This is a genomic window from Pseudomonas sp. FW305-25, from assembly GCF_017351415.1.
GTDB classification, from domain to species: domain Bacteria; phylum Pseudomonadota; class Gammaproteobacteria; order Pseudomonadales; family Pseudomonadaceae; genus Aquipseudomonas; species Aquipseudomonas chlororaphis.
Genome location: NZ_JACNDE010000008.1, coordinates 121,799 through 145,155, shown reverse-complemented (window position 1 = coordinate 145,155; position 23,357 = coordinate 121,799). Strand labels below are relative to the sequence as shown.

Below are 23,357 nucleotides of genomic sequence, written 5' to 3'. Positions count from 1 at the left end.
CTCGTGCTCAATCCAGCAGGACGCTGGCGCTGCCTCGGTCGAACAACAGGCCGGCCTGGCTGCCCACCGCGAAGCGCTGGCTCTGGTCGACGCTGTTGGGTGTGCGCACCGTGAGGCGCGAGCCATCGCTGAGGCTGACCTGGTATTGCAGGTCGGTGCCCAGGTAGACCTGTGCCTCGATCCGGCACGGCAGGGCGCCTTCGCTGCCTTGTGGCAGCAGGTGCAGGCGTTCGGGGCGTACCGACAGGGCCACAGTCGCGCCGACCCTGACGTCGCTGCATGGCTGGGCGGGCAGTGGATGCCCGGCCGGCCCGGCGAACCAGGCAAGGCCGGCTTCGACGCGGGTCACGCTGGCGTCGATGAAGTTGGTTTCACCGATGAAGTCGGCGACGAAGCGGTTGCATGGACGTTCATAGATATCCTCGGGTCGGCCGACCTGCTGTACCTCGCCTTCCGACAGCACGGCGATGCGGTCGGACATGGTCAGGGCTTCTTCCTGATCGTGGGTGACGAAGATAAAGGTGATGCCGGTCCTGGCCTGGATGCTTTTCAGCTCTTCGCGCATGGCCTGGCGCAGCTTGAGGTCGAGGGCCGAAAGCGGTTCGTCGAGCAGCAGCACCTTGGGGTGGGGCGCCAGGGCACGGGCCAGGGCTACACGCTGTTGCTGGCCGCCGGACAACTGGCTCGGCTTGCGCGTGGCAAAGCGCTCCATCTGCACCAGGGCGAGCATTTCCCGTACCCGTTCAGCGATCTGCGCCTTGCCCAGCACCTTGCCCATGGGCTGGGATTCCAGGCCGAAGGCCAGGTTCTCGGCGATGCTCATGTGCGGAAACAGCGCGTAGTGCTGGAACACCGTGTTGACCGGACGCTGGAAGGGTGGGCGGTTGGCGATGTTCTCGCCGTAGAGCAGGATCTCGCCCTGGGTCGGAAACTCGAACCCGGCGATCATCCGCAGCAAGGTGGTCTTGCCACAGCCGGACGGGCCGAGCAGGGTGAAGAATTCGTTGTCGCGGATGTCCAGATCGATGCTTTTCAGCGCCACCGGCCCGGTGTGTGGATCGCCATAGACTTTGCGTACGGCGCGGATAGACACAGCCAGCGTTTGCAGCGAATGCAGGGCATTCATGCGTAACCTCCGATTCCCCCATCGCCCTTGGCAAACGTCTGCACGACGCTGCGTGGTAAGGCCATGGATATTATTGTTCTGGGCAGGATCGAGATGTGTTCGGGTGTGTGGCGAGCCGGTCTTGCAGGCTCTTTATTGTTCTGCTGCAGGCGATTATCAGTGAGGGGTTGCGGGGGCGAAACTTCAATTTTAACATAGCAGCTGTTAAATAATTTAATAGCTAAAGGCGTTTCCAACCATGCCTGAGCACCGTTTGCCACCGCTCAACGCCGTGCGTGCCTTTGATGCCGCCGCCCGCCTGGGCAGCTATGTCGAAGCCTCGAAAGCCCTGCACGTGACCCAGCCGGCCATTGGCCGCCATGTGAAGCTGCTGGAGGAATGGCTGGGCACGCCCTTGTTCGAGCGCACTTCGCGCGGCGTCACCCTGACGCCGGCGGGGGAGAAATACCACCGCAAGATCGCTGCGGCCCTGCAACTGATCATCGAGGCCGGCAAGGATGTGCGGCCCAAGGCCGCCGAACGCTGGCTGCGGATCATGGTGGTGCCGGGCTTCGCCAAGCGCTGGCTGACCCCGCGGCTGGAAGCCATGCGGCATTTGCGCCCGGGGTTGAAATTCGCCATCGAGCCCAACTCGACCTTCACCGAAGTGGATGCCAAGACCACCGACCTGGGCATCGCCTATGGCCTGGACGGGCAATACGCCGGCTCGCGGGCGACGCTGATCTGCCCGCGGGTGTTTCCGATCTGCAGCCCGGCGTACCTGGCGAGCATCGACGCTGTCCACAGCCCGGCCGACTTGGTGAAGCACGAGCTGATCCACTTCGACGACGGCGAGTGGTGGAACATGTGGTTCGCCGCCAACGGCCTGGATATCCACCTCACCAGCGACCTGATCTACGTGAACAACGACCATGCACTGTCGGTGGCCGAAAGCGGCCAGGGCATTGCCCTGGCCAACGAAGTGCTGGTGCGCGAGGAGCTCAAGGCGGGCAGGCTGATGCGGGTACTGGACGATCAGGTGAAGCTGGAAAGCTATCGGGTGTTGACCCCGTCGCAAGAGCTTTCGGCGGATGTGCAGTGGTTTATCCAATGGTTGAAAACCGAGCTGGAAGCGGACTTCCCGGAGGCGGTGATTGGCCAGTGAGCGTGGACAGTTCAGGAAAATATTCAAGTCGTTAGCAAGCTAAGGGGATAGCCGCGGCGCACCGAAAAATGGCACATTGGCCACCCCTGCAACTGCGCATCCATCTGCTGTACGGAAACTCTCATGGCTATCAGCAATGTTCAGTCCGCCTCCGTGGCGACTTCCGCGCCTTCACACAGCAGCCCCCTGGTGCTGCGTATCATTGGCGCGGTGGCGCTGGCGCATTTGATCAACGACCTGATCCAGGCGGTGCTGCCGGCGATCTACCCGATGCTCAAGGCCAGCTACGGCCTGACCTTCACCCAGGTCGGCCTGATTACCCTGACCTTCCAGCTCACGGCCTCGCTGTTGCAGCCGTGGGTCGGTTATTACACCGACCGCCACCCCAAGCCGTACCTGTTGCCGGTGGGCATGGTCTGCACCTTGATCGGCATTCTGATGATGTCCCAAGTTGGCAGCTTTGCCTTGATCCTGCTGGCGGCGGGGCTGATTGGTGTCGGCTCCTCGACCTTCCACCCGGAAGCCTCGCGGGTGGCGCGGCTGGCCTCCGGCGGGCGTTATGGCCTGGCGCAATCGACCTTCCAGGTCGGCGGCAATGCCGGCACGGCCTTCGGCCCGCTGCTGGCGGCGGCCATCATCATTCCCTTCGGCCAGGGCAATGTGGCCTGGTTCGGCCTGTTGGCGGTGTTCGCCGTGGCGCTGCTCTATGCCATCAGCCGCTGGTACGCCAACCACCTCAAGCTGTTCAAGCTCAAGCAGGGGCAGGCGGCGACCCACGGCCTGTCCAGGGGGCGAGTGCTCAGCGCCCTGGTGGTGCTGGGGCTGCTGGTGTTCTCCAAGTATTTCTACATGGCCAGCCTGACCAGTTACTTCACCTTCTACCTGATCGAGAAGTTCGACCTGTCGGTGGCCAGCTCGCAGCTGCACCTGTTCCTGTTCCTTGGCGCGGTGGCGGCCGGGACCTTCTTCGGCGGGCCGATCGGCGACAAGATCGGGCGCAAGGCGGTGATCTGGTTCTCGATCCTCGGCGTGGCGCCGTTCACCCTGCTGCTGCCCCATGTCGACCTGTTCTGGACCAGTGTGCTCAGCGTGGTGATCGGCTTCATCCTGGCGTCGGCGTTCTCGGCCATCGTGGTCTACGCCCAGGAGCTGGTGCCGGGCAACGTCGGCATGATCGCGGGGGTGTTCTTCGGCCTGATGTTCGGGTTCGGCGGGATCGGCGCGGCGCTGCTGGGCCACTTGGCGGACATCCACGGCATCGAGTACGTGTACTTCCTGTGCTCGTTCCTGCCGCTGTTCGGCCTGCTGGCGATCTTCCTGCCGCGGACCCGAAAAGCCTGAGTGCAGGCCTTGAACCAAAGGGCCCGGGACGTGCCGAGCTTGGGCCTGGCCGAAGGGCCGCTGGCACCTGTCGACAGTGAGTTGATCTGCCGGGAACATCCGTTCGCCGCTGAAACCATGGAGTAAGGTAATGACCCCTGAGCGTATAACCCTCGATGCCCTGTTGACTGGCCGCGCCGTGGCCTACAGCCGGCCGGGGTCTATGAGCGCGATCGCCAAGGCCCCGCGCACCGGCAGCCTGCAGGTCGGTCCCCTGGGCCTGCTGGAAGACGAGCAGGGCGACCTGCGGGTGCATGGCGGCACCGAGAAAGCCATTCATCACTATCCCCGCGAGCATTACGCCGCCTGGGCCGCCGAGTTGGGACCGCATGCGTTGCTGGAGCAGCCGGGCGCCTTTGGCGAGAACTTCAGCAGCCACGGCTGGACCGAGCAGAACGTCTGCCTGGGCGACCGGGTCCGGGTCGGCAGCGTGTTGCTGGAGGTGTCCCAGGGCCGCATGCCGTGCTGGAAACTCAATGACCGCTTTGCCGTGAAAGACATGTCGCTGCGGGTCCAGCAGAGTGGGCGCACCGGCTGGTATTACCGGGTGCTGGAGGCGGGCAGCCTGAGCGCCGGGGACGTGTTGCAGCAGGTCGAGCGCCCCTTCGAGCAGTGGCCGCTGTCGCGCTTGAGCGCGGTGCTGTTTTCCCGCGAGGTGGCAGTGGAGGAGATTCGTCTGTGCCTGGAGCTGCCGCTGGTGCCCTCCTGGCGCCGCACCCTGGAGCGTCGGGTCGAGCAGGCGGCGGTCGAGGATTGGGGCCCGCGCCTGCTGGGCACTGCGCGGGTCGATGAGGAGTCGGCCCGCTGAGCGGCGGGTGCGATCAGTTCGCCTCCAGGGTCAGGCGCGCCTGGACCAGGGCCTGAGGGTCGACCTCCAACTGCAGCGACACCAGGTTGACGCCCTGGTTTTCCACGTCGTCCAGCCAGGTCAGCAGGTCTTGCAGCGCGCCGCCGAGGTTGAGATTGAGGCGTCCGGATTCTTCGCTGTCCATGCGTTCGATGCTCAGGTTGGCCGCGGCCGTGCTGGCGGTGATCAGGCCGGCCAGGGTCCGACCGTTGGCCTGCGGGCCGCGGGCCTGGGTGGACGAGGGCAGTTTGAGCAGATCGGTTTGCAACTGCAGGGCCTCCTGGAACTGCTGTTCAGCCTGGCGCAGGGCCTGGCGCTGAGGACTCCAGAGCAGGGTCCAGAACAGCGTCACGGCCAGAAACAGGCTGAGCAGCTTCAGAGCCAGGCGATCGCGGGGCGGTAGCTGCTGCCAGCGGTTCGAGTAACGATTGAAAAGGGTGGTCATGGGTTAGTCCGTGATTTTCAGGCGGGCGCTGACCCCGTCGGGAGCGAGCACGGCCGAGTCGGCCTGCACATTCGCGCCCTGCTGCGCGAGGGCTTCGCGCAGACGTTCGAGGGTGGAGAAATCCGGCGCGTTGACTTGCAGGGTCCAGCCTTGCGCCTGTTGGTAGTCCAGCCGGCGGATTCGCGTATCGCCGCCATCGCTGCCGGTCCATTGGCTGGCCAGGCTGTCGAGCCGGCGCGCCAGGCTTTGCTGGGGCTGGCCGGCCTGCTGGGCACGGGCCTGGACCTGGCGGGCGAGGTCGATCACCCGGGGCTCGTCGGGGAAGCGTTGGCGCCAGAGTTCCAGGCTGGCCTCGGTCACCTCGGCGGCCTTCTGTTGCAGCAGCCAGCGATGGCCCACGTCCTGGGCCACTTGAGCGCCGCAGGCGATGGCCAGGATTGCCAGCAGCGCCCGCCATGGCGTGCGCGACGGGCTGCGCAGGGCGAATGCCCCTTGGCGCAGATCGATGGCCTGCGCGCTGCCCCGGGCCAACAGAGCCCAGGGCGTTTCCTCGCTGCGTTGCAGGGTGTCGGGCAGCAGCGGGGCCAGCTCTTCGAGGGCCTGGTCGTCGAGCGCCAGGCGTTGCTGGCAGGCCCCGCCGATCAGCCAGCGGTCGTGGCAGCGCAGGGCCAGGGCCTGGCTGTCCGGCAGGCAGTCGGCATCGACATGAATGCGCTCGGCCGTCAGGCCATGACTGGCCAGCCGTTCCAGCAGTTGCTCCAGCCACTGCCGTTGCAGGGCGAACAGGCGGCAGTGCCGCCGCGCCTGCAACGGCCCGCGGGCCAGGTGCAACTGCTCGGGGTCGTCCAGCAGCCGTTCTTCCAGTACCGAATGGATGGCTTGCTGCAACCAGCGGCCGCTGCGCGGCGGTACGTCGAAGCGGTGATGGCTGGCGATTTCCGCCGGCAGCAGCAGGGTCAGGCGCTGGCCGGCCAGCACCGCCGCCTGTTGCAGCGTGCCGTGCACCGGCTCGCCGTTGGTTTGCCACCAGGTGACGGGCGACTCGTCGTCCGCATTCACTGTGGCGAGGTAAAGCCAGGCTTGCATGGGGTTACTCCGGAAAACGGGAAGGGGCGGCGAGGGTGCGCTGCAGTACGCTGACTTGGCCGTCCTGCTCGATGCGCAGGCGGCTGATCAGGCGCAATTGGCGGTCGCCCAGTTCGACATCCAGCAGCGCCTGGAAATAGCGGCTGCTGACATCGAGCCCCTGGCTGTTGATCTCGTGTTGTTTCAGCACGGGGGCGTCGAGAAACTCCTGCACCGTCTTGTAGCCATCGGCGGGACGCGCCTGCACCAGGGCGACGGCCTGGGCCAGGTCGAGCTGGCCCAGGCTGGCCAGTTGTTCGGCCGGGGCGGTGTTGAGGTTCAGGGCTCCCGGCGTGGTCCTGACCCAGGGCCGCAGGCGTTCCATGACCGCTGTGTCGACGCCTTCCAGGCGCATCAATTCGCTGCTGTCGTTCCAGGCGAGCGGCTTGCCGTCGAAACCACGGACCGGCGGCAGGCGCGTGGGGTCGTGGGGCGGCAGGTCGAGTTCCTTGAGCAAACGCTGGTAGCGCACACGACTGATGCGGTCGTTGGGCGTGCGCAAGGTGCCGAGGTTGAAGCGCGCGCCGAGGTCCTGTAGCTGGATGCGGATACGCCCGCCGTCGATGTCGAAGGTCGGCGTGCTGTGGGCCCAGCGTTGGCCCAGGTGTACGCGCTTGGGTTCCGGTTCGCCCTGCCAGTCATCGCGCAGTTGGCCGCGGGCCCAGGCTTCGCCACTGAGCGCCAGTTGCCACAGTTGTTGCTGCAACAGCTGGTTGGAACTGCCGATCAGGCTCAGGCGCTGGCGGGCCAGCATGTCACTGACGATCAGGGTCGCCAGGGAGGTGATCAACAGCACGCTGATCAGCGCGATGCCCCGTTGTCTACAAGCCTTAACCATGGTCCAGCCCCTTGAAGCCCGGCAGTAGGATCACCCGCCGCAGGCCGGGATAACCGGGGGCGTCGAGTTCCAGCTCGATGGCCTGGGGCAGGCTCAATGGCGCCTGGCCGACGGGCCAGTTGGAATGGGCCTTACCCTGGTCGTCGATGTAGCGCAGGCGTTCGAGGTGGACGCCATCGAGCAGCAGTTGTTGCGCGGCGGTGCCGGACAGGTCGGGACCGTCCACCGGGCTGCGGTATTCGCGCAGCCATTGCTTGTCGCTCCAGCGATAGGTGACCAGCAGCAGGTCGTTGCGTGCCTGCTGCAAGGGATTGCTCCAGCCGCCGCGTACCAGCTGGATCCGCCCGGGCTCGCCGATCAGGGCCTGGCGCGCCGAACTGCCATTGACCGGGTAGGCGATGGCCTGGGTCAGGTCACGTTCGAAGATGCCCACCGCGCGTTGCAGGCGCCGCAGTTGCAGTTCGTGCTGATGAATCCGCTGGTCGGTGTGCATCATGCGTTCGAGCAGTTGATAGCAGGCCAGGCCGAGCAAGCTGAACAGGGCCATGGCGATCAGCACTTCGAGCAGGGTGAAGCCCTGTTGCCGGCGTTTCATGGGCGGGCCTCCAGGTAACCGGCCAGGCGCGCGCGCTGTCGGGGCACGGGGGCGTCGGTGGAGACTTCGAGCACGATCTTCAGCAGACGCGGGTCGGGCGCCGCGGCGGTTTCGCTGGTCAGCAGCCAGTCGCGCCCGGCGAAGCGGATCGGTTCCTGGTGCTGGCTCTGGGCCTGGCGCATGCCGGCGCGCAGTTCGTTCAGGCGGTTGTCCGCCAGCCATTGCGCCAGGGTCCGTTCGCTGAGGCCGCCGTTGTTGCCGATCAGGTGTTCGGTGGCGCTGTAGAGCGACAGCGACAGCACGGCGAAAATGGCCAGGGCGACCATCACTTCCAGCAGGGTGAAGCCCGCCTGTTCATTGCACCGGGGCAAGACGCACCTCCTCGACACCGTCGCTGGACAGCGACAGCAGCGGTTGCTGGCGGTACTCCAGCTGTAGGCTGAAGGGCGAGATCTGGTCGTTGGCCAGTACCCAGAGTTGCGGCTCCTTGCCCTGGCCCAGGCCTTTATTTGGGCCTGGTGGCTCCTGCAGGTTCAGGCGCAGCTCGCCGGGCAGCCGGTGTTCCTTGAAGCGTTTGTCGGCCTGCCACTGGCCGCCGCGGTCGAGGCTCAGCACTGTGTAGTGGTCCGGCTCCAGGCGCAGGCCGTGATTGAGGTTGTTCAACACTGCGTCTTCGCGCAGCAAGCCAATGAGGTTTTGCAGGCGTTCGGCCTCGCGCCGGGCCTTCTGCCCGCTCGAGTCGCTCTGGACCAGCCCGGCCATGCCGGCCAGCAAGCCGATGATCAGCATGACCACCAGCAGCTCCAGCAGGGTGAAACCCGCCATTGGCTTGCGCACTTCAAGGCTCCCAGTTGCCGATGTCGGCGTTGGTGCCGTCGCCGCCGTTGCGGCCGTCGGCACCGAAGGAGTACAGGTCGTAGGCCGAACCTTCGCGACCCGGGGCGAGGAACTGGTAAGGGTTGCCCCAGGGGTCCTTGGGCAGGCGCTTGAGGTAGCCGTCGGGGTTCCAGTTGAGGGCCGCCGGCATGCCTGCCGGTTTCTTCACCAGGGCTTCCAGGCCCTGCTGGGTCGACGGGTAGTGATGGTTGTCGAGCTTGTAGATTTCCAGGGCGGTGGCCACGGCCTTGATGTCGCTGCGGGCGGCGGTGACCTTGGCCTGGTCCGGACGGCTCATGATCTGCGGGACCACCAGGGCGGCCAGGACACCGAGAATCACCACGACCACCATGATCTCGATCAGGGTGAAGCCGCGTTGGCGGGAAGGGTTGCGCATGTTGTGTGCTCTTCAGGTGATGAGTTGGTTGAGGTTGAGAATGGGCATCAGGATCGCCAGGACGATCACCAGCACGCTGGCGCCCATGAACACCAGCATCGCCGGCTCGAACAGCCCGACCAGCATGGCGATGCCGTTGGACAGCTGGGTCTGCTGTTGGTGGGCGGCGCGTTCGAGCATGCCGTCCAGTTCCCCCGAGCGTTCGCCGCTGGCGATCATGTACAGCATCATCGGCGGGAAATCGCCGCTCTGTTCCAGGGCCCGGGTCAGCCCGCTACCTTCGCGTACGGCACGCGCCACGTCTTTCATACGAGTACGAATCTGCTGGTTGGCGACCACTTCGGCGGAAATCTCCAGAGCATCAACAAGTGGCACGCCACTGCGTCCGAGAATCGCCAGGGTGCTGACAAAACGGGTGCTGTTGCTGGCCTGGATGACCCGCCCGATCACCGGCAAGCGCAGCTGGGCCTGATGCCAGCGCATGGCCAGGGCGGGCTTGCGCAGGGCCACGCGCAGGCCGGCGGCGAGGCTGCCGAGCATCAGCAGCAGGAGCAGACCGTAGTCCCGGGCGAAGTCGCTGGTGGCGATCAAGCCGCGGGTCAGCACCGGCAGTCGCTGGCCACTGTCGATGAACACCGTGACCACATCCGGCACCACGAAACTGAGCAGGAAGCCGACGATGCCGAAGGCCGCCAGCAGCAGGATGCTCGGATACAACATGGCTAGCTGCAGCTGCTGGCGGGCGGCATGCCGGGCCTCGGTGTAGTCGGCCAGTTGCATCAGTACCTGGGCCAGGTGGCCGGCGCGTTCGCCGGCGGCCACCGTGGCCCGGTACATCGAGGTGAAGGCGCGCGGGTATTCGCCCATGGCTCGGGCCAGGTCATGGCCTTCCAGCACCCGTGCGCGGATCGCCAGCATCATGCTTTGCTGCGCGCGTTTGCTGCATTGAGCGGCGACCGCGGCCAGCACTTCTTCCAGGGGCAGAGCGGCCTGGACCAGGGTCGCCAGCTGGCGGGTGAGCAAGGCCAGTTGCGCCGGGCTGAGGCGTTGGCTGCTGGTCAGCGTGGCGCCAGAGCGGTCCTTTTGCCCGCGGGCCGGCTTGACCTGCAGGGCGATCAGGTTGCGTTCGCGCAGCAGTTGGCGGACCTGCCGCGCGCTGTCGGCTTCCTGCACGCCGCGGGTCTTGCGCCCGGCGTTGCACATGGCGAGGTATTCGTAGGCGGCCACGGTCAGTGCTCCCGGGTTACACGTAGCAGTTCTTCGACGCTGGTGACGCCTTGCAGCACCTTGTCCCGGCCGTCGGCGAACAGGCTGTGGGCATGCTGGCGCGCGTACTGGGTCAAGGCGGCCTCGCCAGCCCCTTCGTGGATCAACTGGCGCAGCGGTTCGTCGAACAGCACCAGTTCGTAGATGCCCTGGCGGCCGCGATAGCCGCTGTGCTGGCAGGCCGGGCAGCCGACCGGGTGATAGAGCACCGGGGCCTGTTGCGGGTCGAGGTGCAACTGGCGGCAGGCCGCGGCGTCGGCCGGCGCGGCGCTCTTGCAATCGCCGCAGAGCACCCGCACCAGGCGCTGGGCGACCACGCCGAGCAGCGAGGTGCACAGCAGGAAGGGCTCGATGCCCATGTCCAGCAGGCGGGTGACGGCGCCGATGGCGCTGTTGGTGTGCAGGGTGGACAGCACCAGGTGGCCGGTGAGGGAGGCCTGCACGGCGATGTCGGCGGTTTCCCGGTCACGGATCTCGCCGACCATCACCACGTCCGGGTCCTGGCGCAGGATGGCGCGCAGGCCACGGGCGAAGGTCATGTCGACCTTGGTGTTGACCTGGGTCTGGCCGATGCCGGCCAGGTGGTATTCCACCGGGTCTTCGATGGTCAGGATGTTGCGCGTCTGGTTGTTCAGGCTGCTGAGCCCGGCATACAGCGTGGTGGTCTTGCCGGAGCCGGTAGGGCCGGTGACCAGCAGGATGCCGTGGGGGCGCAGCAGGGCGTCTTCCAGCTTGTCGCGGATCGCCTCGGCCATGCCCAGCCGCCCCAGGTTCAGGCGCCCGGCCTGTTTGTCGAGCAGGCGCATGACCACCCGCTCGCCGTAGGCCGAAGGCAGGGTGGAGACCCGCACGTCCACTTCATGGCCGCCGATGCGCAGGGCGATGCGGCCGTCCTGGGGGATGCGCTTCTCGGCGATATCGAGCTTGGACATGACCTTGATCCGCGACACCAGCAGGCCCGCCAGTTCCCGGCGCGGGCGCAGCACTTCGCGCAACAGGCCGTCGACCCGCAGGCGCACGGACAGGTGCTGCTCGAAGGTTTCCAGGTGGATATCCGAAGCCTTGACCTTCACCGCCTCGCCGAGGATCGCGTTGATCAGGCGAATGATCGGCGCGTCGTCTTCCTGCTCCAGCAGGTCGGTGATCTGCGGCAGTTGCTCGGCCAGGCTGGCCAGGTCGTCCTGGCCGGCGATCTGGTCGCCCAGGCCCTCGGCCATTTGCATGGCGTCGTCGCGGCCATCGCGATAGTGCTCGGCCAGCAACTCGGCGAACTGTGCGGCGTCGAGTATCCGCTGGCCCCGCAACGGGCCATGGCAACGGCGGACCTCGGCGAGGATTTCCACCGGCGTGTCGGCCCGGCAATAAAGCCGCAGGCCGTTTTCCAGGGATTCCAGCAGGACCCCATGACGCTTGGCGAAGCCAAAGGGCAGGCGCGCGACCGGGTTCATCGGCGTGGCTCTCTGGCGCGAATGTCGAGGGTCCCATCCTGCGGGGCGGCATCGAACAGCTGGCGCGAGTCGGCGGGCAGGGCCAGGCCGCTGCGGCTGTCGCCGTTGGCGCGCAGCTTGCGCAGGTCGTCGTACTTGCGCTGGCTGACGTTGACGGCATCGGCGCTGCCGCGCACCAGGGTCGGCCGCAGGAAGACCATCAGGTTGGTCTTTTCGGTGACGTCCTTGGTGCTGGTGAACAGCCGGCCGAGCAGGGGAATGCTGCCCAGCACCGGCACCTTGCTGACCTGGGTCTTGACGTTGTCCTTGATCAGGCCGCCGAGCACGATGATCTGCCCGTCGTCGGCGAGGATGGTGCTTTTCACCGAGCGCTTGTTGGTGATCACGTCGCTGGTGGTGATGCCGGGCGGGGCGCTGGCCAGTTCCGAGCTTTCCTGCTCGACCTTCAGGCGCAGGGTGTTGCCCTCGTTGATGTGCGGCGTCACCTTGAGGGTCACGCCGACGTCCTGGCGTTCCACGGTGGTGAAGGGGTTACTGGCGCCGGCGGTGTCGGTGGTGTACGAGCCGGTCTGGAAGGGCACGTTCTGGCCGACGAGGATTTCCGCCGCTTCGTTGTCCAGGGTCAGCAGGCTCGGGGTGGACAGCAGGTTGTTCTTCGAGTCGCTGGACAGGGCGGTGACCAGCGCGCCGAAATTGCTGGTGCCGATGCCGATGATGGCGCCGTCCGGCAGGGTGATGTTCTTGTCCTTGCCGTTACCCAGCAGGGTGCCGATCGACAGGCCGGTGCCGCTGAAATTGGTGCCGCCGGCGACGTTGCCGGCGCGCGCGGCCCATTGCACGCCGAGGGCTTCGTTGATGTCGCCGCTGACTTCGACGATGGCCGCTTCCACCAGCACCTGGGCCCGTGGCTGGTCCAGCTGGGTGATGACTTTATCGAGCATGCTCAGTTGCGCCGGGTCGGCCATCAGCACCAGGGCGTTCTGGCTTTCGTCGGCGCTCACCAGTATCGAGTTGCCGCCGCCCTTGCCTTCGCCGCCACCGCGATTGCCGTCTTCCAGGCGCTTGCCGATGCCGTCGAGCAGCTTCGAGAGTTTTTTCGCATCGCTGTGGTGCAGGCGTACCACCCGCGCGCTGTCATTGGCATTGCTCGGCACGTCGATGGCCTTGACCAGAGCGGTCATGCGCTGGCGGGCCTGGGCGGAGCCCGCGAGGATCACCCGGTTGCTGCGGGCGTCGCCCACGGCCTTGGCGTCGCTGGGGCCGTTGCCCGTCTGGCTGATGCTTTCGTTCAGGGTCCGGGCCACATCGCTGGCCCAGGCGTGCTTGAGCGCCACGGTGCTGAACGAGCGGTTGCCGGCCTGGTCCAGTTCGCTGACCACCTGGCGGATGCGCTCGACGTTGCTGGCGCTGTCGGAAACCACCAGCGCGTTGGAGCTGGCCGAGGGCGCGACATAGGCGTCGTCGCTCACCAGCGGGCGCACCACCCCGGAGATTTCCGCGGCGTTGGCGTTGCGCAGGTCCAGGACCCGGGTCACGAACTCATCGCCCGATTGCTCGCTGGATTTGGTCTTGGCTTCCACCGCCGGCACGATCAGCACCCGGTCGCCCTGGTCCAGGGCTACGAAACCCTGGCTGCGCAGCACGCTGAGGAACAGCGAGTAGATACCGTCCTTGTCCAGTGCATTGGACGATTGCACGCTGACCTTGCCTTGCAGCCGGGCATCGACCACCAGGGTCTTGCCGGTGATTTCACCGACTTCGCTGACCAGGTCGCGCAGTTCGGCGTCCTTCATGTTCAGCGTCCACAGGCGCTGGGTGGTGAGGGCCGCGCTACTGGGCATGGCACTCAAAAGAAGGCCGAGGCTGAGCACGGCGCCTGCAATCTTGGACAGTTTCATGGTGTGTTCTCTATCGCTCGCAGAAGGGCCGTGGCTTTTCGGTCGGCGACCTCCGGTGGGGTTGTCTGGGGGCTGAGCAGGCGCAGCTGGCGCCCGGGTAGCAGCAGGTTCTGTTCACGGCCGTTGCGCAGCACCACCACCTGATCGGCGCTGACGCTCTTGAGCAGCGTGCCGTCGGGCAGGCGTTCGCCCGGGGAGTAGAAGGCCCGGCTGTCGGCGTACTGGATCAGGGCCCTGGATTGTTCGGGCTGGTTGCCCAGCAGGCTGGCGAGCAGGACCAGCGGCAGGCTGGCCTGCGCGCTGTCGAATTCGACCGGCACGGCGCCGAACACCCTGGCGATGTTGCGATCGTCCAGGGGCGCGGGCAGCAGCTTTTCGGCGCTGGCGCTCGGTACCGCGTTCGGCACCGGCTGGCCCGCCACGACTTGCCGGTAGCTCCAGCTGTCGAGGCCGAGCCAGCTCAGCCAGAGACCCAGGGCGACCAGGCTGGCGGGCAGCAGGTAGCGTTGGCCGGAGCCGCGCGGGCGCCATGAGAGCAGCGTTTTCATGGGCGTTTGGGCAGCATGCGTTTGAGCACGCCGTGCCCGCGCATTTGGTGGAGGATCACCGCGGCGATATGGCCGGCCACCAGCAGGGCCAGGGCCATGCAGCTGTAATGGTGAAGCTCTTCGAAAAAGGTGATGGCCGCCGGGTCCTGCAAGGGTTGCGGGAGCCGCAGGCCGAACAGGTCGATCGGGCGCGACATCATCAGCACGCCGCTGAACAGCACGGTGCCGAGGGTGACCAGCAGGGCGGCATGCCCGGCATGCACCAGCTTGCGCTCAGCCGCGCTCTGATGGGCGGGCGCCGCCGGAGCGGGATGACGCACGAGGTAGAACAGCCGCAGGACGAACAGCGGCACCAGCAGGGTGGTCAGCGAGACATTGATAAAGGCGATCGCCTGTTGGACCGAGCTTGGCGGCTGCAACAGGGCGCTGGCATAGCCGCTGATCGTGGCCCATAGCACAACGGCGGCGAACAGCCAGTGCAGCAGCCTGCGCGGTCTTGAGTAGTGAGGGTGATTCATGTCGATTCCCAAGGTCCGCAACGCGGTGCCGGGGCACCACGCTGCGGTTGGTCAGGTTATGGATTACTTGCGAATCCAGGCGTCCTTCCAGTTGCTGCCAACGCCAGGCTCGAACTGAGTCGCGCCAGCGTTCCACTGGATGCAGTAGCCGCTGTAAGGGAACGGCTTGCACTCATAGACGTTGCCGTCCTTGGCCAGGACCTTGGTGCCGGCCTTGTAGCCGGTCAGGCCTTTGGGGAAGACGAAGTCGTAATCACCGCCGCCGCCCACTTCTTCGGCTTTGAGGGTGATGCGCTGGCTTTGTTGCAGCTGCTCGCCTTTCTCCGGCTTGGCCACGACTACCACGTCGTACTCACCTTCGCTGACGTTACGCAGCGGGATGGAGAAGTGCGGCGTGTTGTTGCCAGGCTCGGCTTGTACGTGAGCAATGCTTTCGTTCTTGCCGTTGAAGACCGTCGAGCTGATGGTGTACTTGCCGCCCTGGGCAATGGCGTTGAAGTGCAGGTCGGTGGCGTTGTCCTTCAAGGTGTACTCGGCCTGCAGGCCGGAAAGTTTCAGCTCGCCAGGAATGCTCGGCTGCTCTTTCTGGATTTCCACACGCACCACGTCGCTGTTGTTCTTGGCGTACATGGTGTTCTTGCCGTAGTTGGGCACGACTTCGTTGTTGGCGTTGAGCTCGCCCATCACATAACCGGCATTGGCCTTGTTGACCTTTTCCGCCAACAGGAACGGCCAGGTGTTGGCGTTGGCCTGCTCGGCGGTCTCGATGTTCAGGCGGGTCTGGCGGTTCTGCTGTTCGCCGGCATTGGTGAACACGCGAGTGCTGACCTTGTCGCCGACTTGCAGTTGTTCAGGCTGTACGGCCCCGAGGATTTTCCAGTCAGGAATCGGCGCGCCATCGTTGTCGATGTTGACGTCGATGGCCTGGTAGAAGGTGGCGGCGGTGTCGGCGATTTTCCAGGTCGCCAGGATCACGTGGTAACCGCTACGGTCAGCAGGAATGTTGACCTTGTGCTGGGTCTTGCCACCGGCCGGCGGACGCACGCCACCGGCGTTTTCATTGAGCAGCGGGGTCATCTCGAAGGAGTCGCGGGTCAGCGGCTGGTTCGGGTTCCAGTCTTTCTTGGTGATGTAGAACTGGTAGTAGGCGCTGGCGTGACCGGCGGAGTAGTGCCAGGTGAATTCATTCATGCCCGGCTTGATCGTGGTTTTCTCCCAGCGGGTCGCCGTCTGCTCGTTGAGCTGCGAGAAGCTGGTGATGCCGCCCGCCGGGATGGTGCCGTTCGCCGGACCGCATTTAGTGAAGTCGCCCGAGCAGTAATCCTTGGGGTAGTGATGCTGGACCGATGGCGAGTACTCGACACTCTGCGGTTCGTAAGTGACGGGGCCGCAATCGCGGTTGAGGTTACCGCCGGTGGCGGAGCACATGAAGGCACGGGACTTCGGACTTTCGACATAACCGTGGGCGAAGGCTTGCTGGCTGGCCAGCGAAGCCAGGCCGAGGGTGATGGCCAACGGAAGCTTGCGCATGGCGCTGGCGCGGGTGTTATGAAGCATCGAATCACCTTGAATTAGGGATATGAAAGAGTCTTTTTTTGAGTTCTTCGATGCCGGCCGCCCAATGGGTCGAGCTGGAGTGTTCCTGGTCCGCGGCGCCCGGCTTCGAAGGGGGCCTAGGATGCCGAGCGGGGCTTTTGCCTTGTATGAGACGAGTACGAAACGGCGAGCCAGGGAATGGAACAAAATGTTTCAGGAGGGCGGCCTGGGGTTGCCCAGGGCCGGGATTGTTGCTCAGGGCTGCCCGGGACGGGTCAGCCGTGGCGTTCGATATCGCGCAGCATGCGTTCGATGACCGACAGCACCGCGTGGCGTTGCGCCTCCAGGTCCTGCTCGCTTCCACGAGCCGCACGTTGCAGGTCGAGGCAGGCCCGCATCAACGCCGGCGAATCGACCGTGCAGGCCAGGCCGCTGACCCGGTGGACCCACTGTTCGAGGAACTCCGGCGTGTCGGGCAGCGGGGCGCTCAGCAGCTCGCGCTCCTGCTCCAGGTTCCGGCGCAGCTCCTGGAGCAAGCGCTCCTTGAGCTGCGGATCGCTCTGGAAGCCCTCCAGGTAGGTCAGGTCGAACGTTGCGGCAGCCTCCTCGTCAGGCGCTGGGGTGGGCGGCGGCGTGAGGGGGGCATTGAGGGATGAACTGGATAGCCCGGGCGCTTTCAGCTTGCCGAGTATTTCCCGCAGGCGCTCGAGGACGATGGGCTTGATCATCAGGTCGTCCATGCCGGCCGCCTGGCAACGCTGCTTTTCGTCTGCCAGGGCGCGGGCGGTGTAGCCGATGATCGGGGTCCTGGGCAGCCCGCGCGCCTGTTCTGCGGCACGGACACTGCGGGCCAGGGCGTAGCCGTCCATGTGCGGCATGTTGCAATCGGTGACCAGCACATCGAAGTGGCCCTGCTCCCAGGCTTGCAAGGCCGCCTTGCCATTGCTGACGTAGGTCCCGCGATGGCCGAGCCTGAGCAGTTGCTGTTCGAGCACCAGGCCGTTGGTGGAGACGTCGTCGACGATCAGTACATTCAACCCGGCCACCGCCGTAGCGCCTTGAAGGGCATGCTGCGGCTCGTCCTTGTCCGGTTGCCAGGGCAGGGTCAGTTCGAAGCTGACCCGGCAACCCTGGCCCGGCGCACTGGCGAGGCGGATGTTGCCGCCCATGAGCTCGACCAGCTGTTTGCAGATGCTCAGGCCCAGGCCGGAACCGCCGTGCAGGTGGGCGATCTCGGCGTGGGCTTGCTGGTAAGGCGCGAAAATCTGCGGCTGCTGATCCTCGGCGATGCCGATGCCGGTGTCGCTGACATGGAACATCAGGCGGCTTTGCCGAGGCCCCGAGTCCAGCTCCTGGACCGACAGTTCGACCCAGCCCTGGTTCGTGAACTTCAAGGCGTTGGACAGCAGGTTGTGAAGGATCTGCGTCAGGCGCAGGGCGTCCACCTGGTAGCGCCGCTCGGGGGGCAGGCGGTGTTGCAGCTTCAGCTCCAGGTGTTTTTCCCGGGCCTGCGCGGCGAACAGCTCAAGGCAGTTGGCCAATAGTTGATCGAGGTCGGTGGGGCCGGGCACCAGCTCCATCTGGCCGGTCTCGACCTTGTCCAGATCGAGAATGTTGCCGATCAGGTCGATCATCGATTGCGCCGACTGCTGGGCGATGCTGAGGTTTTGCGAAGGGGGGGACGCGCCGCTGGTTTCCAGCTCCAGCAGGCCGACCATGGCGTTCAGCGGGGTGCGCAGCTCATGGCTCATGGTCGCGAGGAACTGGCTTTTCGCCGCGCTGGCGTCGATTGCCTGCTGCTGGGCTTCGAGCAGCTTGTGTTCCAGGTGCTTGCGCACGCTGATGTCGATCCAGCCGCCCAGCAGGCCCTGCTGCTTGCCGAGTGCGGTGTAGAAGGGCACCAGCCATTGGTAGATATGATGGGCCTGGCCATCGACCTCGATCACGCTGTCGAGGAATTGCGACTGGCGGTTATCCAGCAGCCGTTGGTGCTGCTCCTCCAGATCCAGGGCCAGGGCGCGTGGGGCGATGCCTTGCTCTTGCGGCGTGGTGCCGCGCATCTCGTCCAGGGACCGGCCGAAGAACTGCTCATAAGCGTGGTTGCAGGTGCTCAGGCGCCCTTGCAAGTCACGCACGTAAAGCGGGATGGGCAAGCCGTTGAGCAAGGCGAACTGGAAGGCCAGTTGATCCTTGAGCTGATTCTGCGCGACGCGCCGCTGGCGGATCTGAATCCGCAGGCGCCAGTTCCAGTAAAACGACAGCAGCACCAGCACCAGGACCAGCGCGGCGCTTTGCCAGACCCAGCTCGGCAGGTAGGCCCAGAGCGAACCCTTGGTGGCGGGGCGCGCCTGGATGCTGATGCGGTCCTGGTTGCCGTCCGAAGTTTTCAACGAATACAGGAGCTTGTTGAGAATGCTCAGGAGTTCCGGGTGCTTGGCCGATACGGCGAACACCAGGGGCTCGGCCTGGGCCTGGAACTGCTTGCCGGCCCGGAGCCGGGGATTGTCCAGCAGTTGGGCATCGGCGGCGCTGTTCAGCGTGGCGTCGACCATGCCCTGTTCGACCAGATGCACGGCCTGGGAATAGTGGTCGGTGAGTACCAGTTCGATGCTCGGGTAGCGGCTCTGGAGCAGAGGCTGCAGGGGATGTCCGGCGGCGAGCGCCAGGCGCCTGCCCTCCAGGGCCGCTAGCGAGCTGGGGGAACTGGCGCCCTCGCGGGTAATGAAGGCCCAGTACTCGGTGCCGAAGCCATCGCTGAATAACAGGCTCTTTTGCCGGACCGGAGTCGGTGCCAGCGACAGGGCGATTTGCGCCTCATCCCGTTCCAGGCGCTGGCGGTCGATATCCGGGGACTGGCTGTCGATGATGTTCAGTTGCAGTTGGTAGTCGTCGGCCAGGCTGCGCAGCACATTGAACGCCAGTCCGGCCCATTGGCCGTCGTCCTTGCGGTACAGGTAATTGGGGATTTCGTGGGCGATCAGGTTCAGCGAAGGAAGACGCTTGAGCCAGCTGTCTTCCGCGCTGTTGAGGGCGAAGGAGTCGGTCGGTGCGAACAGCCAGGGCGAGCGTTCCCAGTGCTGCAATATCTCCTGCTTGCGCTCCCGGGAAACGGTCTTCAGCGCGGCGTTGATCAGGGGCACCAGATTGTCCTCATGCCCGCGGGCGGCGAAGCTGAAACCCATGGCCGGCAGATTGGCGACGTACTTGTTCTGCAGCTTGAGGTTGGCCAGGCTGCGCATGTAGAAATTGCTGCGCAGCTGATCGCCGATCAGGGCGTCGGCTTCGCCGTCGGACAGGCGCTGCAGGCCTTCGACAATGCTGTTGATCACGATCAGTTCAGCCTTGGGGTAGGCCTTGCCGACTGTTTCAGCCTGCACATAGTAGGCCGGAACCAGCACGCGTTTGCCCGCCAGGTCAGGGGACAGGTCCTTGTCGGCGATGCGCCCGACGATGATCGGCTCGTTGTCCAGGTAGGGCTTGCTGTAGATGAACCCAGGCTGTTTTCTTTCGTACTCGGTGGCGCGGGGCATCAGATCGATGTCCCCAGCGATCAGGGCGGCGATGGCACTGTCCACCGAAGGGTAGGGCACCCGTTGAATCGGCAGTTCGAGAAACTGGCTGATGTGTTCCAGGTAGTCGTTGGTGATCTGGTTAAGCACATCGTTGCCACGAGGCTCGGGTTGCTCGTTGGAGGCGCTCACCTCGGCGACCCGTAGCGGGCGAGGGGGCAGCGTCTGACGCATGGCCATCAGCGTAGCCAGGGACAGCGGCGCAGGCTCAGGCTCGGCGGCGCCCAGGGACGCGACACTGGTCAGCAAGAGCGTGATCCAGAGGATCAGGCGCGGCAGGCCGGCTGGAGGGTTCGGCATAGTCTCAGGCCAGCCCGACTTCCTGGATGTACAGGTAGAGGCTGGCGTTGCTGTCCAGGCCCAGCTTGCGCATGGCGCTGCTCTTCTGGCTGCTGATGGTCTGCTTGGAACGATTGAGGTGCGTGGCTATTTCATTGACCGACAGCCCGGCGCCGTAGAGGCGTAGCACCTCGACTTCGCGAGGGGACAGTTGATCGACCTCGGCCATAGGCTCCACGGGGTCGAACAGATGCCGGATGGACGGGGAGACGAAGGGTTTGGCTTGGCTTGCGCGAATGGCCTTTTGCAGGTCGCCTTGTACCCCGCGCTTGCTGATCACCCCCTGGACCCCGAGCTTGAGGATCGAGGCCAGCAGCGCCGGGTTGTTGAGCATGGTCACCACGATGACTGCGATCTCGGGGTAACGGCGGCGCAACTGTTCGATCAGACGGATGCCGTCGGCCTGTTGGCTGTGGGGCATCATCAGATCGGTGACGACCAGATCGCAGGGCTGTTCGGCCAACAGCTGGAACAGCCCTTCGACATTCTGGGCCTCGCCGACGATCTGCAACGTGCTGTCGCCGCTGAGCGAGGCGCGGATGCCGATCAGTGTCAGCAGATGATCGTCGACGAGTATTACTTTCCTTTGCATCTGTGGCGGGTTCCTGTCCGTGCGTAGCGAGAGCATAGAGTTAAGCAGAACGCATGCAAGTATCTGACAGTGTCAGCGGTGCGCAGGGTACTCCTGTCGCGTGGCGCGATGAAGTGTCCGTGACTTTCATACTTGGAGTTACCCAAGCCTCCGGTTTTCTATCGAGAAGAGGGTGGGGCTGGCTGGCGATTTGATGCCCGTCAGAGCTTGGCCTGCAAGGGGAATAGAGAGACCTGGAGTTGCCGCTGTGTAATGACGGCAACCAACCCCTATCCACATAGAGATAGTCCTCGGCCGCATGAAGTCACTTTAGGATTTTTCCTCTCTGAAATTAGGAATATAAGAATTGTCTCATTGAGAAGGCCGAACTTTCTTGCAGAAAATAGCGACCACATTGTGCCTGTCATCGGACGGTACGAAACCTCTCTGATAAAGCCGCTCGGATGCAAAGGTTGTTGCCCTGTTGATCGATACACCCCCCTCTTGACGGTACTGATGATTCTCATATGAAGCGCAGCATTTTTATCTTCGGGTTTATTCTGTTTTTTATTTGCTCTGCATTTCTGCCGAGCCAGGTGTTTGCCGCTGGATGGTTCAATCCGCGAACATCCAGTATTTCTCTGCCGGCAAATATCGTTGTTCCAGGAAACGCCCAAGTCGGGGCGGCGCTTTGGACCTCCCCTCGAGAAGCGTCAACACTGGTGGACGGGACCATCGCTGAAAACGCCACCATTTGGGGCTCAGTGAGTAATGGAGCACTGGCGCCAGGATTTACCGATGTCTACGAGACCAATATTCCTGGCTTGGGCGTCAGGTGGTGGGCTATATGGCGGGCCAGAAATTTTCCCGGTGGAGTCACCATCCCGATCACCAGCCCAGGCACTCACAACCCCGGGGCAACCGGTTGGAAGGTTAATGATTCTTATGTGCAAACCATCTGGATAGAGCTGATAAAGACAGGTCCGGTTCAGAGTGGGAAGTTGTCGGTTGGAACCCGGGTGACAAGCAAATTCAACTGCGCGGAGGGCGGCTGCAGGGACTGGCAGGTTACGGTGGCGGGTCAAAGCAGTATCTCGTCCGGACCCACTTGTACCGTTTCCACACCGGCCATTCCGGTAACGATGGGCAACATCGCGACCACGACTTTTACCGGCATGGGTGCTACATCTCCTCTTCGCCCTTTTACCATTACCTTGGCTTGTTCCGGGGGAGAGGTGGGTACTGTGATCGGCTCCTATGTCACGCTGACGGACGTGTCCCGTCCAGACAATACCTCCACCACGTTGTCGCTCACTTCTGCATCGACCGCATCCGGGCTGGGCATTCATATCCTCAAAGAGGATGTCGTGCTCGGTTATGGGCCTGACTCCAGTTCTGCTGGGAATACTAATCAATGGAAGGCGGGCACAATCGCGCAGGGCGTGTCGGTATTTCAGATTCCACTCAGTGCGCGTTATGTGCAGATTGCGCCAAATGTATCGCCTGGTAGTGCAAACGGATTGGCGACTTTCACGATGAGTTATCAGTGAGCTAAAGGCGTGTAGATAATTTCCAGAAGACTGAGCCAGAAGGAACAATCACATCTGCAAGAGCTTGGAAGAGGGATCGGTGGTGAGGCCTGACTTGATCTTGAACTCGGATTCCCCAGTTTTCTGTGGCTGAAAACAAATAGGGCCCCATATGGGGCCCTATTGTTTATTTAAAGAGATCTATTGTCAGTGGCGTTCTAATGAGCGCCACTGAGCTCCGGCAAAAACGCGTCAGACGTTGAAACGGAAGTGCATCACGTCGCCGTCCTTGACGATGTAGTCCTTGCCTTCCAGACGCCATTTACCGGCTTCCTTGGCACCGGCTTCACCCTTGAACTGGATGAAGTCGTTGTAGGCGATCACTTCGGCGCGGATGAAGCCTTTCTCGAAGTCGGTGTGGATCACCGCGGCGGCCTGCGGAGCGGTAGCGCCGACGCGGACGGTCCAGGCGCGCACTTCCTTTACACCCGCGGTGAAATAGGTCTGCAGGTGCAGCATTTCGTAGCCGGCGCGGATCACGCGGTTCAGGCCAGGCTCTTCGAGGCCCAGGGCTTCGAGGAACATGTCTTTCTCTTCGCCGTCTTCAAGTTCGGCGATTTCCGCTTCGATCTTGTTGCAGACCGGCACAACCACGGCGCCTTCTTCTTCGGCGATGGCCTTGACCACGTCAAGGTGCGGGTTGTTTTCGAAACCGTCTTCAGCAACGTTGGCGATGTACATGACCGGCTTGGTGGTCAGCAGGTGGAAGCCTTTGATCACTGCTTTTTCGTCGGCGCTCATGTTCTTCATCAGGCTGCGCGCTGGCTTGCCTTCGGTGAAGTGCGCGATCAGTTGCTCGAGCAGGGCTTTCTGCGCCACGGCGTCCTTGTCACCGCCCTTGGCGTTGCGCGCGACTTTCTGCAGTTGCTTTTCGCAGCTGTCGAGGTCGGCGAAGATCAGTTCCAGGTCGATGATCTCGATGTCGCGTTTCGGGTCGACGCTGTTGGACACGTGGATCACGTTGTCGTCTTCGAAGCAGCGGACCACGTGGGCGATGGCATCGGTTTCGCGGATGTTGGCCAGGAACTTGTTACCCAGGCCTTCACCTTTCGAGGCGCCCGCCACCAGGCCGGCGATGTCGACGAACTCCATGGTGGTCGGCAGCACGCGCTCGGGCACCACGATGGCGGCCAGGGCGTCCAGACGCGGATCCGGCATCGGCACGATGCCGCTGTTCGGCTCGATGGTGCAGAAGGGGAAGTTCTCGGCCGCGATACCGGATTTGGTCAGGGCGTTGAACAGGGTGGACTTGCCGACGTTAGGCAGGCCGACGATGCCGCAGTTGAATCCCATGGTGTTTCC

General features: G+C 64.2%; 21 protein-coding genes. 4 read left to right on the top strand and 17 right to left on the bottom strand.

The features are described from left to right. Positions 1–7: 7 nt before the first annotated feature. The gene (locus J4E58_RS10540; protein ID WP_087092052.1) at positions 8–1,126 is read right to left on the bottom strand and encodes an ABC transporter ATP-binding protein; all 1,119 of its coding nucleotides are present in this window, start codon (positions 1,124–1,126) and stop codon (positions 8–10) included. A 238-nt stretch (positions 1,127–1,364) separates the two neighbouring features. Here J4E58_RS10540 and J4E58_RS10535 point away from each other — a divergent pair, with 238 nt between their 5' ends. The 3 genes from J4E58_RS10535 (at position 1,365) to J4E58_RS10520 (ending at position 4,458) form a co-directional block, all read left to right on the top strand. After that, entirely contained in the window at positions 1,365–2,270 is a 906-nt protein-coding gene (locus J4E58_RS10535; RefSeq protein WP_087092051.1) for a LysR substrate-binding domain-containing protein, read from the top strand. A 123-nt stretch (positions 2,271–2,393) separates the two neighbouring features. Further along, entirely contained in the window at positions 2,394–3,611 is a 1,218-nt protein-coding gene (locus J4E58_RS10530; RefSeq protein WP_087092050.1) for an MFS transporter, read from the top strand. 130 nt (positions 3,612–3,741) lie between these two features. Continuing rightward, a complete protein-coding gene (locus tag J4E58_RS10520) occupies positions 3,742–4,458 on the top strand; it encodes an MOSC domain-containing protein (protein ID WP_087092049.1) in 717 nt (238 codons plus the stop codon). Between the two features lie 13 nt (positions 4,459–4,471). Here J4E58_RS10520 and gspM read toward each other — a convergent pair whose 3' ends face one another. The 15 genes from gspM to J4E58_RS10445 form a co-directional block, all read right to left on the bottom strand. After that, positions 4,472–4,942, bottom strand: coding sequence for a type II secretion system protein GspM (gene gspM, locus J4E58_RS10515; RefSeq protein WP_007923207.1), 471 nt, complete (start codon positions 4,940–4,942; stop codon positions 4,472–4,474). A 3-nt stretch (positions 4,943–4,945) separates the two neighbouring features. Beyond that, on the bottom strand, positions 4,946–6,028 hold the full coding sequence (gene gspL, locus J4E58_RS10510) for a type II secretion system protein GspL (protein ID WP_087092048.1): 1,083 nt from the start codon (positions 6,026–6,028) through the stop codon (positions 4,946–4,948). A 4-nt stretch (positions 6,029–6,032) separates the two neighbouring features. Next, positions 6,033–6,905, bottom strand: coding sequence for a type II secretion system minor pseudopilin GspK (gene gspK / locus J4E58_RS10505; protein ID WP_087092047.1), 873 nt, complete (start codon positions 6,903–6,905; stop codon positions 6,033–6,035). Beyond that, the gene (gspJ, locus tag J4E58_RS10500) at positions 6,898–7,500 is read right to left on the bottom strand and encodes a type II secretion system minor pseudopilin GspJ (protein ID WP_087092046.1); all 603 of its coding nucleotides are present in this window, start codon (positions 7,498–7,500) and stop codon (positions 6,898–6,900) included. The genes gspK and gspJ overlap by 8 nt, the downstream gene beginning before the upstream one ends. Further along, a complete protein-coding gene (gspI, locus tag J4E58_RS10495; protein WP_087092045.1) occupies positions 7,497–7,871 on the bottom strand; it encodes a type II secretion system minor pseudopilin GspI in 375 nt (124 codons plus the stop codon). The genes gspJ and gspI overlap by 4 nt, the downstream gene beginning before the upstream one ends. Next, positions 7,855–8,337, bottom strand: coding sequence for a type II secretion system minor pseudopilin GspH (gspH, locus tag J4E58_RS10490; protein WP_087092044.1), 483 nt, complete (start codon positions 8,335–8,337; stop codon positions 7,855–7,857). Before gspH ends, gspI begins: the two co-directional genes overlap by 17 nt. Before the next feature lies 1 nt (position 8,338). Beyond that, a complete protein-coding gene (gene gspG / locus J4E58_RS10485; protein WP_009045575.1) occupies positions 8,339–8,773 on the bottom strand; it encodes a type II secretion system major pseudopilin GspG in 435 nt (144 codons plus the stop codon). Positions 8,774–8,785: 12 nt separating this feature from the next. Beyond that, positions 8,786–10,000, bottom strand: coding sequence for a type II secretion system inner membrane protein GspF (gspF, locus tag J4E58_RS10480; protein ID WP_087092043.1), 1,215 nt, complete (start codon positions 9,998–10,000; stop codon positions 8,786–8,788). Between the two features lie 2 nt (positions 10,001–10,002). Further along, positions 10,003–11,487, bottom strand: coding sequence for a type II secretion system ATPase GspE (gspE, locus tag J4E58_RS10475; protein ID WP_009045573.1), 1,485 nt, complete (start codon positions 11,485–11,487; stop codon positions 10,003–10,005). After that, positions 11,484–13,385 (bottom strand): type II secretion system secretin GspD, encoded by a 1,902-nt coding sequence (gene gspD / locus J4E58_RS10470; RefSeq protein WP_087092042.1) that lies wholly within the window; start codon positions 13,383–13,385, stop codon positions 11,484–11,486. Before gspD ends, gspE begins: the two co-directional genes overlap by 4 nt. Further along, on the bottom strand, positions 13,382–13,933 hold the full coding sequence (locus tag J4E58_RS10465) for a type II secretion system protein N (protein ID WP_062824639.1): 552 nt from the start codon (positions 13,931–13,933) through the stop codon (positions 13,382–13,384). The genes gspD and J4E58_RS10465 overlap by 4 nt, the downstream gene beginning before the upstream one ends. Further along, positions 13,930–14,451, bottom strand: coding sequence for a cytochrome b (locus J4E58_RS10460; RefSeq protein WP_087092041.1), 522 nt, complete (start codon positions 14,449–14,451; stop codon positions 13,930–13,932). Before J4E58_RS10460 ends, J4E58_RS10465 begins: the two co-directional genes overlap by 4 nt. Positions 14,452–14,514: 63 nt before the next feature. After that, entirely contained in the window at positions 14,515–16,008 is a 1,494-nt protein-coding gene (gbpA, locus tag J4E58_RS10455; protein ID WP_087092040.1) for an N-acetylglucosamine-binding protein GbpA, read from the bottom strand. A gap of 254 nt (positions 16,009–16,262) precedes the next feature. Further along, on the bottom strand, positions 16,263–19,856 hold the full coding sequence (locus tag J4E58_RS10450; protein WP_087092039.1) for an ATP-binding protein: 3,594 nt from the start codon (positions 19,854–19,856) through the stop codon (positions 16,263–16,265). A gap of 4 nt (positions 19,857–19,860) precedes the next feature. Next, positions 19,861–20,487 carry a response regulator gene (locus tag J4E58_RS10445; protein WP_087092038.1) on the bottom strand — a complete coding sequence of 209 codons (627 nt, stop codon included), beginning with the start codon at positions 20,485–20,487 and terminating at the stop codon, positions 19,861–19,863. Between the two features lie 506 nt (positions 20,488–20,993). On the opposite strand from J4E58_RS10445, the gene J4E58_RS10440 reads away from it, so the two are divergent. Next, positions 20,994–22,016: a fimbrial protein gene (locus tag J4E58_RS10440; RefSeq protein WP_087092037.1), complete on the top strand. Its 1,023-nt coding sequence runs from the start codon at positions 20,994–20,996 to the stop codon at positions 22,014–22,016. 231 nt (positions 22,017–22,247) lie between these two features. Here the strand turns inward: J4E58_RS10440 and ychF are convergent, their stop codons facing one another. Further along, entirely contained in the window at positions 22,248–23,348 is a 1,101-nt protein-coding gene (gene ychF, locus J4E58_RS10435; RefSeq protein ID WP_007928338.1) for a redox-regulated ATPase YchF, read from the bottom strand. Positions 23,349–23,357 lie beyond the last annotated feature (9 nt).